The sequence below is a fragment of the Clostridium magnum DSM 2767 genome (genome assembly GCF_001623875.1).
In the GTDB taxonomy this organism is placed as follows: Bacteria; Bacillota; Clostridia; order Clostridiales; family Clostridiaceae; genus Clostridium_AM; species Clostridium_AM magnum.
The window spans coordinates 81,708-95,098 of sequence record NZ_LWAE01000005.1; the positions used below are offsets into that span (position 1 = coordinate 81,708).

The 13,391-nt window shown below is 34.1% G+C and carries 12 protein-coding genes and 1 pseudogene; all 13 read left to right on the plus strand.

Going from position 1 to position 13,391, the window contains the following annotated elements; genetic code table 11:
* Positions 1-184 precede the first annotated feature (184 nt).
* The 13 genes and pseudogenes from CLMAG_RS19315 (at position 185) to CLMAG_RS19375 (ending at position 13,209) form a co-directional block, all read left to right on the plus strand.
* A complete protein-coding gene (locus tag CLMAG_RS19315) occupies positions 185-904 on the plus strand; it encodes a YczE/YyaS/YitT family protein (RefSeq protein ID WP_066626421.1) in 720 nt (239 codons plus the stop codon).
* Positions 905-1,250: 346 nt separating this feature from the next.
* Positions 1,251-2,621, plus strand: a complete 1,371-nt coding sequence (locus tag CLMAG_RS19320; RefSeq protein WP_066626422.1) for an APC family permease — start codon at positions 1,251-1,253, stop codon at positions 2,619-2,621.
* A gap of 41 nt (positions 2,622-2,662) precedes the next feature.
* A complete protein-coding gene (locus CLMAG_RS19325; RefSeq protein WP_066626423.1) occupies positions 2,663-3,799 on the plus strand; it encodes an ornithine cyclodeaminase family protein in 1,137 nt (378 codons plus the stop codon).
* A 34-nt stretch (positions 3,800-3,833) separates the two neighbouring features.
* On the plus strand, positions 3,834-4,148 hold the full coding sequence (locus tag CLMAG_RS19330) for a (2Fe-2S)-binding protein (RefSeq protein WP_066626425.1): 315 nt from the start codon (positions 3,834-3,836) through the stop codon (positions 4,146-4,148).
* 25 nt (positions 4,149-4,173) lie between these two features.
* On the plus strand, positions 4,174-5,751 hold the full coding sequence (locus CLMAG_RS19335) for an FAD-dependent oxidoreductase (protein WP_066626427.1): 1,578 nt from the start codon (positions 4,174-4,176) through the stop codon (positions 5,749-5,751).
* 11 nt (positions 5,752-5,762) lie between these two features.
* The gene (locus CLMAG_RS19340; RefSeq protein ID WP_066626430.1) at positions 5,763-6,092 is read left to right on the plus strand and encodes a (2Fe-2S)-binding protein; all 330 of its coding nucleotides are present in this window, start codon (positions 5,763-5,765) and stop codon (positions 6,090-6,092) included.
* Position 6,093: 1 nt separating this feature from the next.
* Complete coding sequence (locus CLMAG_RS19345; RefSeq protein WP_066626435.1) at positions 6,094-7,221, plus strand: NAD(P)/FAD-dependent oxidoreductase; 1,128 nt, start codon at positions 6,094-6,096, stop codon at positions 7,219-7,221.
* Between the two features lie 23 nt (positions 7,222-7,244).
* A complete protein-coding gene (locus tag CLMAG_RS19350) occupies positions 7,245-7,649 on the plus strand; it encodes a Rid family hydrolase (protein ID WP_066626437.1) in 405 nt (134 codons plus the stop codon).
* Between the two features lie 270 nt (positions 7,650-7,919).
* The gene (locus CLMAG_RS19355) at positions 7,920-8,768 is read left to right on the plus strand and encodes a helix-turn-helix domain-containing protein (RefSeq protein ID WP_066626439.1); all 849 of its coding nucleotides are present in this window, start codon (positions 7,920-7,922) and stop codon (positions 8,766-8,768) included.
* 18 nt (positions 8,769-8,786) lie between these two features.
* Positions 8,787-9,127: pseudogene (locus CLMAG_RS19360) on the plus strand (PTS transporter subunit EIIC); the annotation flags it as partial.
* A gap of 272 nt (positions 9,128-9,399) precedes the next feature.
* Positions 9,400-10,815: a glycoside hydrolase family 1 protein gene (locus CLMAG_RS19365; RefSeq protein WP_066626446.1), complete on the plus strand. Its 1,416-nt coding sequence runs from the start codon at positions 9,400-9,402 to the stop codon at positions 10,813-10,815.
* A gap of 350 nt (positions 10,816-11,165) precedes the next feature.
* Positions 11,166-12,011, plus strand: coding sequence for an ABC transporter substrate-binding protein (locus tag CLMAG_RS19370; RefSeq protein WP_066626447.1), 846 nt, complete (start codon positions 11,166-11,168; stop codon positions 12,009-12,011).
* A gap of 103 nt (positions 12,012-12,114) precedes the next feature.
* Positions 12,115-13,209 carry an alanine/ornithine racemase family PLP-dependent enzyme gene (locus CLMAG_RS19375; protein WP_066626448.1) on the plus strand — a complete coding sequence of 365 codons (1,095 nt, stop codon included), beginning with the start codon at positions 12,115-12,117 and terminating at the stop codon, positions 13,207-13,209.
* Positions 13,210-13,391 lie beyond the last annotated feature (182 nt).

Here is a 13,391-nt window from a genome sequence, read left to right on the forward strand (position 1 = left end):
ATATTTTTGTATAATGTCAATATAGTAAAAGCTTTCATTAAACTATATATATGAAGTAATTTGATATATATAGTACTAGTTTGAATTTAAAAAGGCTACTAAAAATTAAGAATGGCGAAACTTTATATAAAAATAGTGGTATAATGGTATTTTAATAATACTATGATCTAAGGTGGGAGATTTTATGAACGAAGAATTAAAACAAAGATGGATTCTAATAGGCAAAAAGATGCCTTCGCTATTTTTGGGCTTCTTTTTGTTTGCCATAGCAATACTTTTAACACTCCATTCTAATTTAGGTATGAGCCCTTGGGACGTCCTCCATATTGGGATTGTAAAGCACAGTGATTTTACACTGGGGCAAGTATCGGAAATAGTGGGCTTTTTTATTTTGCTATTAGCATGCTTTTTAGGAACGATACCTGGACTTGGCAGTGTATGTAATATGATTTTTATAGGTGTATTTATTGATGTAATAAATAACTTTAATATTTTTAAAACACCTGAAACCTTATTTGGAAGAATAGTTATGCTTGTAGTGGGAGTACTCATTATGGGATGGGCAACTTACTTTTATTTAAGAGTGGAACTAGGAGCAGGTCCTAGAGATGGACTTATGGAGGGGTTAGTGAAAAAAATCAATAAGCCTCTTTGGATGATTAGAGGTACAATTGAAATGACAGCACTAATAGTTGGTTATTTTTTAGGAGGACCTGTTGGAGTAGGCACATTAATAACTGCATTTACAATAGGGTTTTCGGTGCAATGGGCATTTAAAATCGGAAAGTATGATTCTAGGAATGCAAGTCATATGAATATGATTGATTTATATAAATATTTAACAATGAGAGATGTAACCTCCAACGACAGCTGTACAAATACTAATCAGAACTTAACTAAATAAAGGAAGATATCCATCTAGAATTCAATTTTTAGGTGGATTTTTTAGTAAGGCATGGTATCTGTGGTTAATTATCCAGAGTACATGCCTTTTTGTAGTTGTCTTAATTATTTTATCTGATGACTACCCGCACTGATACTCTCATCTGATTCAAATTTCCATTTCGTATTTTTCTTTCTTATTTAATTTCTAATATCTTATAAAAAGCACATAAAAATTCATGAATTAATATTATATAGTTCCGTTTTTTACAATATTGTTAAAATAATTAATGATATATTATTAATATGATTAATACAAGTTGTATAAATTATTAAAATCATAAATTCAAATAAAGGAGGAATAAAAATTGGATAATAACTTAAATTTAGAATCTTTTGGCTACAGCCAAGAACTAAAAAAAGCATTATCGTTAAAGGACTTGGTGATTTTCGGAATAGTCTTTATGGGGCCAGTGTCTGTTATGACACTATTTGGTATAATGCATGTCACATCCCAAGGTCACGCAGTTCTATCTTATTTAGTTGCTTTTGTAGCCATGCTGTTTACAGCCTATAGTTATGGTGAGATGGTAACAGCATTTCCTATAGCCGGATCTACCTATAGTTATACTCAAAGAGCGGTTAATCCTAAGCTTGGATTTTTATCCGGATGGGTAATGATATTAGACTATGTTCTAATTCCTATGCTGCTATATTTAATTAGTGCAAGTTTTGCCAACGCAATAATTCCACAAATACCTATATGGGGATGGGTATTAATCTATGCTATACCTGTTACAATAATAAACTTAATAGGAGTAGAAGTTGCAGCTAAGGCAAACCTTATAATGACAATTATTATGTTTGCTGCTGTCATAGCCTTTGTAGTTTTAGCATTAAAGTATATGATTACTGGAAATGTAGGTGCCGGAGTTTCTATGGCTGCAATATACAACAAAGATACATTTGCCTTTAAAGCTCTAGTAAGTGGTTCAGCAGTAGCGGTTGTTTCATATTTAGGTTTTGATGCTATAACAACACTATCGGAGGAAACTAACGTTGGAGGTAAGAAAATAGGATTGGCAATTATGATAGCTTGCCTTATTCAAACCCTTGTTTATGTTATAGTTGCATTTTTGGCTACACTTGTAATTCCAGATTATAATCAGATAGCTAGTCCGGATACAGTTTTCTTTGATATAGCTTCAAAGGTTGGAGGCAGCTTCCTGCAAATATTTGTAACTGTTGTAATTATGATTGCAGGGGTAGGAACATCCTTAGCAGGACAGTCAGCTGCCAGTCGTTTATTGTATGGCATGGGTAGGGATAAGGTTATTCCTGAAAAAATATTTTCTTATCTTCATCCTAAATTTAAAACACCTTTCAACAGTATATTATTTATCTCAATAATAGGTACTGCTGGAGCACTGTTTTTAGATGTAACAACAGTATCGGAGTTAACTGCTTTCGGAGGGTTATTCGGATTTACCTGTGTAAATTTATCAGTTATAGTCTATTACTACTTTAAAAATAAGAGTGGAAAAGTAGTAAGGCATTTAATTGTACCATTACTTGGAATGTGTGTTTGTGTGTATATATTACTAGGACTTTCTACTATTTCAAAAATTGTAGGATTTACGTGGATGGGATTAGGTGTAGTATACCTTTTAATTAGATGTAGCCTATCAGAAGACTTTAAGAAAAATATTGCAAGTATTAATTTTCAACAAGCATCCTAGTATTTCATTAATGAAATTTATACTTTATTGGGGGGAAAATTATGAAAGAAACAAAAATAGATTTTATTTATTTAAATGAAAAAGACATGATTAAAGCAGGAGTTAAAGATATGGCTGGTTGTGTTGAGGCAATGGAGGAAATGTTCAAATTATTAAAAATGGGCGATTACCGTATGGGTGGCCCTAACGGAAATTCACATGGTGTAATGGTTACTTTTCCAGAAAGTCCAGAGTTTATCAATATGCCGAAGGATGGTCCAGACAGAAGATTTATGGCCATGCCAGCATATCTTGGTGGAAAATTCGATATGATGGGTATGAAATGGTATGGTTCTAATGTTGAAAATAAGGGCAAAGGTTTTCCAAGATCAATTCTTATGCTTACATTAAATGACAAAGACACAGGGGCACCACTTGCATACATGTCAGCTAACATTTTAAGTGCTTACAGAACAGGAGCTGTTCCAGGTGTTGGTGTAAAATATTTCTCAAAAGAAGACTCAAAAGTTGTTGGTATAATTGGGCCTGGTGTTATGAGCAAAACTGCATTTGCAGCTACAATGGCAGTAAGATCAGGAATTGAAACTGTTAAAATCAAAGGCAGAAGCCTGAAATCAATAGATGGTTTCATTAAATATTTGAATGAGGATTATCCACAGATAAAGGATATAAGGGTAGTTGAAACAATTGAAGAGGCAGTAAGAGACAGTGATATTGTACATGTTGCAACTTCAAGTCCAACAGGAGATCCAAGTCAGTATCCATATATTAATGAAGGATGGATTAAACCAGGTGCACTTTTATGCTGCCCAGCTGCTGCAAGATTTGATGATGACTTTATCTTAAACAGAGCAAGAACTGTAACAGATAATATCGAATTATATGAAGCTTGGGCTGAAGAAATGATTTATCCAGCATACAACACAATTCCAATTCCAGCTGTTCATTGTATGGATCTCATAAAAGAAAGAAAGATGACTAGAGATCAGATTGATGATTTAGGGGATGTGTTAATGGGAAAAATTCCAGCAAAACGTAAAGAAGAGGAAGTTGTGATCTACTCTGTTGGTGGTATGCCAATTGAAGACGTTGCATGGGGAACAATTGTATATAGAAACGCAATTGAAAAGGGAATTGGCGTTAAATTAAACCTATGGGATGTACCGGAGCTTGCATAATTTTACAGTATAAGTTTAGAAGGAGATGATTTAGATGAGGATCACAGAACATCCAATTTTAGGTGAAGCTAATAAAGGGCATTTAGTGACTTTTGATTTTGATGGAAAAATATTAGAAGGATATGAAGGAGAACCAATAGCTGCAGCGCTAAAGGCAGCAGGTGTAATGGTTCATAGGCATACAAAGAAAGGAGATTCTCCAAGAGGCATATTTTGTGCTATTGGAAGATGTACAGACTGTGTCATGGTAGTTGATGGCAAACCTAATGTAAGAACTTGCGTAACTCCTCTTGTGGAAGGTATGAAGGTTCAAACTCAGTACGGTGTTTCTGCAAAAGAACAGGATTAAACTTTAGGAAAGGATAGGTAGTTCTATGAAAAGATATGATGTAATAGTAGTTGGTGCGGGACCTGCAGGACTTTCCGCGGCTATAGAAGCAGCAAAAAGAGGACTAAAGGTTGTTGTATTTGATGAAAATTCTAAACCAGGCGGACAATTATTTAAACAAATTCATAAATTTTTTGGTTCTAAAGAGCATAGAGCTAAAATTAGAGGCTTTAAAATAGGTGAGGAGCTTTTGAAGGAAGCAGAGGAAGCAGGAGTAGAGGTTGTACTTAATGCCATAGTAATGGGGTTATTTTTAGATAAAGAAATAACTGTAAATATAAATGATGAAGTTGTCCATTATAAGGGAGATGCAATTATAGTGGCAACAGGTGCCTCCGAAAATATGGTTACCTTTGATGGATGGACTCTTCCAGGAGTTATAGGTGCAGGGGCAGCGCAGACTATGATGAATCTTCATAGCGTAAAGCCGGGAAAGAAAATACTTATGCTTGGAAGTGGAAATGTTGGTGTGGTTGTTGGCTATCAGCTTCTACAGTCAGGCTGTGAAGTGGTTGCCATTGTAGATGCAGCGCCTAAAATTGGTGGCTATGGCGTTCATGCAGCAAAGGTAGCAAGATGTGGAGTGCCCTTTTATTTGTCTCATACCATAATTAAGGCAGAAGGAGACCAATTTGTAACAGGAGTTACTATTGGTGAGGTAGATAATAAGTGGCAGGTAATACCAGGAACAGAGAAATATTTTGAGGTTGATACCATATGTCTTGCAGTAGGTCTTTCTCCTATGTCACAGCTTCTTAAAATGGCTGGATGTAATATGGAGGAAAATCCTAAAAAGGGAGGATTTGTTCCTCTTTGCGATGAATATGGTGAAACTTCCATTCCAGGCATATTCGTAGCAGGAGATGTATCTGGAATTGAAGAAGCAAGTTCAGCTATGATTGAGGGAAGAATTTCTGGTGTAGCAGCCGCTTATAAATTAGGATTTATTGATAAAGAAGAACTAGAAGTAAAAGTAGGAGAATTAGAAAAGGCACTGCTTAGTTTGAGACAGGGAATGTTCGGTCCTGAAAATAAAGGAAAAGATATGGATAAAACAGAGGAAGGCTATGATGTTTCAATAAATCTTTTGAAGAAGGGGTACTTAACAGAAGAAGAAGTAGTGAAATATCCAGGAGTAAAATCTATTAAAGAAATTCATCCAGTAATAGAATGCTCACAAAACATTCCTTGTAATCCATGTCAGGATGCCTGTCCGAAGAACTGCATTAAAATTGGAGAAAAAATCACATCTCTTCCTATTGTAGATGAAGAATCAAAATGTATTGGATGTGGATTATGTGTAGCATCCTGTTCAGGTCAATCAATATTCCTTGTAAATGAAGATTATGAAGAAGGATATACCTCTGTAACACTTCCTTATGAATTTTTACCATTACCCGAAAAAGGTGTTAAAGGTGTTGCTCTAGGCAGAAGCGGACAAGAGGTTTGCGAAGCAGAGGTTGTGGAAATTAAATCACTTTCTGCCTTTGACCATACACATCTATTAACGATAAAGGTTCCTAAAGATATGGGAATGAAAGCCAGATTTTTCAAGCAGGTCTAGGAGGTAAGATTATGAGTAAAGTAAATGATAGATCAAGAGACATAGGTGAATTTGTGGTGCAGTCTGATGATGATATGATAATCTGCCGCTGCGAGGAAATTACAAAGGGAGAAATCAGAAAATCAGTACATGATGGGATGTTTACCATTACAGAGATAAGAAGATATTTAAGAACAGGTATGGGACTATGTCAGGGTCAGACCTGTGGTAAATTAGTAAAGGGTATTGTGGCAAGGGAATTAGGAGTTTCACCTTCAGAGCTGGAATCAGCAATGTCACGGGCACCTATGAGACCTATAGAAATGAAAGTTTTTGCAAAGGAAGAAAGGAGAGGAAAATAGCATGAAAAATTGTGCTGATGTAATAATTATCGGAAGTGGCGTAATTGGCAATGCTGCAGCATACTATTTAGCGAAAAAAGGCTGTTCTGTTATTGTCCTCGAGAAAAGCGACAGTATTGGTGATGGAGGTTCCACAAGAAATGGTGGAGGAGTCCGTCAGTCAGGACGTGACAAAAGAGAGCTTCCCCTTGCCATGTATGGAGTAAAAAATCTATGGCCAACATTGTCAGAGGAACTTGAGATGGATGTGGAATATTATCAAGATGGTAATTTAAGACTTGGTAAAACAGAAGAGCATATTAATATTTTAAATAATCTTAGCAAGAATGCCAGTGATTGCGGCCTAGATGTAAGAATGATTTCCGGTGATGAGGCCAGAAAGATTTGCCCATATCTTTCAGAAGAAGTTATTGGTGCAAGCTGGTGTCCTACTGATGGACATGCAAATCCATTGCTAACAACTCTAGCGTATTACCGTAAAGGAAGACAATTAGGAGTACGTTTCATAACTGGGGAAGAGGTTATTGAGATAAAGAAAATAAAGGGAAAAGCGAGGCAGGTAGTAACTCTAAATAATGTATATGAAGGAGAAAATATTATTCTTGCTGCGGGCTATGAAAGCCGTAAAATAGCTTCTACCTTTGGAATTGACATTCCTATGAATAAGGTTTTATTGGAGGTTCTAGTTACAGAAGCGCAGCCTCCTATGTTTTATCAAATGTTAGGTACTGCAGCAGCGGACTTTTATGGTCATCAAAGTAAGCATGGGTCCTTTGTTTTTGGAGGTTCCTCCGGGTATGAAGCTTTTAATAAAGATAATGGAACACCAACTACATCCAGTATTACATCATCCGCTATCTGCCGTGGTATCCTGAAGTATTTTCCGGTACTTCAGGATGCAAAAATTGTACGTACCTGGGCAGGTTGGATAGATGACTGTGTAGATCATGTACCAGTTATAAGCTTTGTAGAAGAAGTTCCAGGACTTATACTTGCAAGTGCATTTTCAGGCCATGGATTTGGAATATCTCCAACGGTAGGTATGCTTTTATCTGAAATGGTAGTAGAAGGGAAGCCATCTCTTGATTTAAGTGCTTTTCGTTATGATAGATTCAAAGCAAAAATTTAATATTTTCAAGAAGGAGAATTTATATGGAATTAACTAGAACAAACTATTCATCAGGAGCACCATTAGAAGAAAAAACAGGATATTCTCGTATGGTTAAAGTTGGACCTTTTATTTATATCGGAGGAACTACAGCTGTGCAGCCAGATGGTACAGTTTATGGAGAAGGAAGTGCCTACGAACAAACAAAATATATTCTTGAAAAGTTGGTGAATTTATTAGAAAAAGCAGGCTCTAAAAAAGAAGAGGTTATAAAAATAAAGGGATATGCAACAGATATGAAATATGCACCGGAGATTGCTAAAGCCTATTCAGAAATTTTTCATGATATTAAGCCTCTTTTCACAGTTGTTGGAACTCATATGCTTAACCGTCCTACTCAGTTAGTTGAGCTAGAGGTGGATGCAGTTATTGGATCAAGGGTAGAGTAAGTTAAAATTCCTTCAGTAAATTTGTAATAGTAGACACAGTGCTTAATAAATAACAAAAATTATAGGGCTATCAGGGCAATGCTTGGTAGCCTTAATCAAATTTATCAATCTAGCTATAGCTAGTTTGGATTTTTATAATATAGTTAAATTTATTAATGGTATATTAAAAATATCAATGATATAATAACAATATGTTAAAAAAAACTAATAAAATTGATTAATTGATAAAAGTAGTTTCGTTATGAATAATAAAGATGAGAAGGTGAAAGTATGATTTTGGAGCCCAAAGATATGATTATATGTCCTAAACAACCATATTTTGTGATGGCTACATCACGGTATTATAAAGCTGTTGTGATGAATCAAGGAATCTCTCATTTTTATTGCTTTCAGAAAGATGATGCCATAGAAAATTCCATTATTGCAGTACCGGATGGATGTATTGATATTTTGTTTTGTTGTGATGAAAAAGAACCATACGCACATGTATGCGGAACAGTTCTTCATCCAAAGTTAGTGAATAATGAAAAAAATAAATATTATTTTGGAGTACGGTTTTTACCAGGAAATTCATTCAAGTTTAAACATATCACTATGGCGGATCTTGTGGAACAGGAAATTCCACTGTTGGAGGTTATCAATGATAAGGATTTGTTCGAACAAATTACTTCTTGTAGAGACTTTAATTATCAAATACAAGTATTTATGAATAAATATTTGAAGCTTTACAAATATTATGAAACAACAAATAAACATAAAGATTTAAGGGAGTTGATGATCAGTAGTATAATAGAAACAGCAGGGCAGATTAAGGTTAATGAACTTGCAGATAAAGCAGGATATTCAGTTCGATATATAAATAAGATGTTTTCAGAGCAGTTTGGCTTATCACCAAAAGTATTTTGCAAATTAATGAGGTTTCAGTATCTTCTGAGCAACCTAAATGATTCTAATAAAGAGATATTCGATGCTAATCTCACAGAACTTGCTATAGAATTGGGGTATTACGATCAGTCTCACATGATCAAGGATTTCTACGAGTTTACAAACACAACACCAGGGAAATATATACACTCTTTGCAAGAAACAGAATATAAAAAAAGATTAATTATTATATGATCTATTAAAAACATCGTATTAATCTGGGGATTAGTGCCTATATTAATAAATAATTTAGCAGTATTTAAATATGATCCAGTTTTAGCGCTTATGTTTGGAGCTTCCTTTGCTCAAATAGGTGTAGTTCTAGCTATTTTAATTAAAACAAAGAATGCTAAGTTAAAATCATTATGTATACCAGCCTTTGTTTCAGGAATTTTTGGTGTTACAGAACCAGCAATCTATGGTACACATTACCAAGGAAGAAACCGTTCATTATAAGCTGTATCGGAGGAGCAATAGGTGGTGCTGTTCTAGGTTTGATGGGAAGTAAATTATATATGTTTGGTAGTATGGGCATATTGGGAATTACTAGTTATAATTAACAACACCTGTAGTAATTACTAATTCTGATAAATATTTAGATGTTATTGAAGCTGATACAAAAAATATTGATTATAAGCAGGATTTGTTAACAGTGATGATTTAATGAGAATAAACTGAACCCTAAGCATAATGCAGCTGTTGCCTTATGCTTAGGGTTCAGTTTATTGTAAATTATTAAGCGAATTTATTGTAAAATAATAATTCTAGTAAATACTAAGGATTAAAATTCAATCTATTATTAATTATAGGAGCAGGAGGAATAATTATGTCAATTAAGTTTCCAGAAGGATTTTTATGGGGAGGAGCTACAGCTGCTAACCAATTTGAAGGTGCATATAATGAAGATGGCAAAGGGTTATCAATTCAGGATATAATGCCCAAAGGTATAAAGGGACCTATAACTGAGGAACCAACAGAGAATAATATGAAGCTTATTGGTATTGATTTTTACCATAGATATAAGGAAGATATAAAGTTATTTGCTGAAATGGGCTTTAAAACCTTTAGATTATCAATTGCATGGTCAAGAATATTCCCAAATGGTGATGATAAAGAGCCGAATGAAAAAGGACTACAATTTTATGATAATGTATTTGATGAATTAGCTAAGTATGGAATTGAGCCTTTAGTTACAATTTCACATTATGAGACACCATTGGCACTTGCTAAGAATTATGATGGGTGGGTTAACAGAAAGCTTATAGGTTTTTTTGAGAACTATGTAAGAACAATATTTACTAGATACAAGGATAAGGTAAAGTATTGGCTAACTTTTAATGAAATAAACTCAGCATTGCATTTCCCTTATATGAGTGCTGGTGTATGGACACCAATGGAGAAATTGAGTAAACAAGACTTGTATCAAGCTATGCATCATGAATTAGTTTCAAGTGCATTGGCAGTAAAAATTGGTCATGAAATAAACCCACAGTTTAAAATTGGATGTATGATTCTTGGAGTGCCAAACTATCCATTAACTCCTAAGCCAGGTGATGTACTTAAGGCAATGGAACAAGACAGACAAAATCTTTTCTTTGCGGATGTTCATGCAAGAGGAGAATATCCAAAATATATGAATAGATTCTTCAGGGAAAATAAAATAGAAATTAAAATGGAACCTGGTGATAAAGAAATATTAAAAAATACAGTGGATTTCATTTCTTTTAGCTATTACATGAGTTCCTGTACAACATCGGATCCAGAAAAGAATAAAGCAGGCGAAGGTAATCTTATTGGTGGGATACCAAACCCATACTTAGAGGCTTCAGAGTGGGGATGGCAGATAGATCCAGAAGGGTTAAGATATATACTTAATCTATTATATGACAGATATCAAAAACCATTATTTATAGTTGAAAATGGGTTAGGGGCTGTGGATCAATTAATAACTGATGAAAATGGAAATAAGACTGTAAATGATGACTACAGAATTAATTACTTAAACGACCATTTAGTTCAAGTAGCTGAGGCAATTGAAGATGGTGTTGACCTTATGGGATATACTACCTGGGGATGTATAGACTTAGTTAGTGCATCAACTGCTGAACTTAAAAAGAGATATGGCTTTATATATGTAGATAGAAATGATGATGGAAGTGGTACTTTAGAAAGATATAAGAAAAAAAGCTTTAATTGGTATAAAGAAGTTATAGCTACGAATGGAGCAAGTTTAAAAAAATAGATTTAACTAAAGAAAGTGTGGCCTTGTGCCGCACTTTTTTTAGTACATTAAGGATTAATATTTTTAGCATGGAATTTTTTCCTTACCTTCGTCAGTGTTTAAAGCTAAAAGTATAAAACAATTCTTAACTCTTAAATATGAAGAACAAAGTCCTGCAGCAGTTGTTGTATAAATGAAAAGGTTAATAAAATAAATCTGTAATGGCAAAAATGAAGCATAATGTAAGGGGAAGAAACATATTTCTTGCATTTTACTTTCTAAAGGTATGAAGGGCCTTGTATAATTACGCTATAAAATGTATAATAGCTTATATAAATACAATTACCAAAAGAGGTAGGGGGAAACTAAAAATGTTAAAAAATACGCTAAAGAAAATCGTAAGCATTTCCTTAGTAGTAGCAACAATGGCTGCTTTCACTGCTTGTGGAAATAAACAAAATGCATCAACGGATGGAGCAAAGGAGAAGGCTCAGTCTGCGACAATGGAGAAAATTAAGAAAAACGGTAAGCTTGTAATCGGAACTAGTGCAGATTATCCGCCATATGAATTCCATAAATCAACAAGTGGTAAGGATGAGATTGTAGGTTTTGATGTTGAAATCGCAAAAGAAATTGCAAAGGACCTTGGTGTTCAGCTTGAAATAAAAGATATGAAGTTTGATGGATTACTTGCTGCATTAGATCAAGGAAATATTGATATAATAGTAGCAGGAATGAATCCAACTGAAGAGAGAAAGAAAAATGTAGACTTTTCTAATGTATATTATCAAGCTGTTCAAAGCGTAGTAGTTAGAGCTGCTGACAAAGATAAGATTAAATCTATAGATGATTTAAAAGATAAAAATGTTGGAGTACAAAAGGGAACAACACAAGAAGATATAGCTAAAAACCAATTACCAGCTTCTAAAGCTGTAGCACTTCCAAAAATATCAGACTTAGTTCTATCATTAAAAAATAATAGAGTTGATGCAGTAATAGTAGAATTACCAGTAGCAACTTCTAATGTAAATGCTAATAAAGACTTACTTATATCAGATATAAAAGTAAAGAATGAAGTTGATGGTTCTGCTATTGCAGTTAAAAAAGGTAGCACAGATTTACTAGAATCAATAAATAAAACAATAGACAGACTTACAAAGGACAAGAGCATAGATAAATTTGTTACAGATGCAACAAATTCAGTAGAAGTACAATAATATATTTTTTACATAAAGTGTTAGGGATTAAGTGTACCTAGCACTTTATTTCCTTTGCTAGAAGAAAATCGTTAGTTACAGTGAAAAATGAGGTGTAATTGTTATGAATACAAAGGATAAATACCCTTTGCTTGAAATAAATTTAAATAAAATATATGAAAATGCTAAGATAATCGTAGATAAGTGTAGGGAAAAGGGAATTAGCGTATCTGGTATAATAAAAGGAGTTAATGGAATGGACTCTGTAGCAAAAGAGTTTGCACGAGCCGGGTGCGCTCATATAGCAAGTTCCCGATTGGAACAGTTAACACAATTGAAAGAAAAAGATTTTAAAATAAGGACTATGCTTATTAGGCTGCCAATGGAAAGCGAGATTGAGGAATTAGTTAAGTTTGCAGACATAAGCTTGAATTCGGAATGGCAGACCATTGAGCTTATTGAAAAGGCCTGTGAAAAGGAAAAAAAGCAACATGGCGTTGTACTAATGTATGATGTTGGAGATCTTAGAGAGGGTTTTGTCAGTAGAAAGGAACTTATAGATCAGGCACTGCACATAGAAAATAACCTTAAGTATGTAAAATTAATGGGGATAGGTACAAACTTAAGCTGTTATGGTTCTGTAAAACCTACTTCAGAAAATCTTAATAAGGTTACTGAATTAGCTGATACTATAAGGGAGCTTATAGGAAGAAAACTTGAAATAGTGTCAGGAGGCGGCACTACTTCTCTGCCACTTCTCTTTAATGGTGATATGCCCTCTGGCATTAACCACTTGAGAATAGGAGAAGCTATGCTTGTAAATAGAGATTTACCAGATCTATGGGGTACCAAAGTGACTGGTATGCATCAGGATGCATTTATACTTAAGGCACAAATAATAGAAATAAAAGATAAGCCTACATACCCAATTGGAGAATTATATTTAGATGCCTTTGGTAATAAACCTATTTATGAAGACAGAGGTGTAAGAAGAAAGGCATTACTGGCAGTTGGTAAGCAGGATTTTATGCAGGAGGATAGACTTATTCCTTGTGATGAAGGGGTAGAGATTGTTGGGGGCAGTAGTGATCATTTGATAGTTGATATAGAAGATAGTGAGCAAGAATTTAAGATTGGTGATGTAATTCAATTTTATATGTACTATTCTCCAATGTTATATCTTTGTAGTTCAAGATGGGTAAAAAAGAAGTTCGTATAGGAATTTACACTTATTCAAGAAAAAAGTACTTGCAGTTCAATAGTTGCTGTAGGTACTTTTTATATTTTTGGTGAATAGAGAAATTATTTGTGTTAACATTTTTTAAGTTTGGAGCAATCTCGATAAAACACCATACTATGTATTAAGTAGGAATTTCCTAAGCTAACTAAATCCTACTCTAT

Bases quoted from the DNA above. Each gene is read 5' to 3' on its own strand.
- CLMAG_RS19315 (WP_066626421.1), top strand. From the start codon at position 185: ATGAACGAAGAATTAAAACAAAGATGGATTCTAATAGGCAAAAAGATG.
- CLMAG_RS19325 (WP_066626423.1), top strand. From the start codon at position 2,663: ATGAAAGAAACAAAAATAGATTTTATTTATTTAAATGAAAAAGACATG.
- CLMAG_RS19330 (WP_066626425.1), top strand. From the start codon at position 3,834: ATGAGGATCACAGAACATCCAATTTTAGGTGAAGCTAATAAAGGGCAT.
- CLMAG_RS19335 (WP_066626427.1), top strand. From the start codon at position 4,174: ATGAAAAGATATGATGTAATAGTAGTTGGTGCGGGACCTGCAGGACTT.
- CLMAG_RS19340 (WP_066626430.1), top strand. From the start codon at position 5,763: ATGAGTAAAGTAAATGATAGATCAAGAGACATAGGTGAATTTGTGGTG.
- CLMAG_RS19345 (WP_066626435.1), top strand. From the start codon at position 6,094: ATGAAAAATTGTGCTGATGTAATAATTATCGGAAGTGGCGTAATTGGC.
- CLMAG_RS19350 (WP_066626437.1), top strand. From the start codon at position 7,245: ATGGAATTAACTAGAACAAACTATTCATCAGGAGCACCATTAGAAGAA.
- CLMAG_RS19355 (WP_066626439.1), top strand. From the start codon at position 7,920: ATGATTTTGGAGCCCAAAGATATGATTATATGTCCTAAACAACCATAT.
- CLMAG_RS19365 (WP_066626446.1), top strand. From the start codon at position 9,400: ATGTCAATTAAGTTTCCAGAAGGATTTTTATGGGGAGGAGCTACAGCT.
- CLMAG_RS19370 (WP_066626447.1), top strand. From the start codon at position 11,166: ATGTTAAAAAATACGCTAAAGAAAATCGTAAGCATTTCCTTAGTAGTA.
- CLMAG_RS19375 (WP_066626448.1), top strand. From the start codon at position 12,115: ATGAATACAAAGGATAAATACCCTTTGCTTGAAATAAATTTAAATAAA.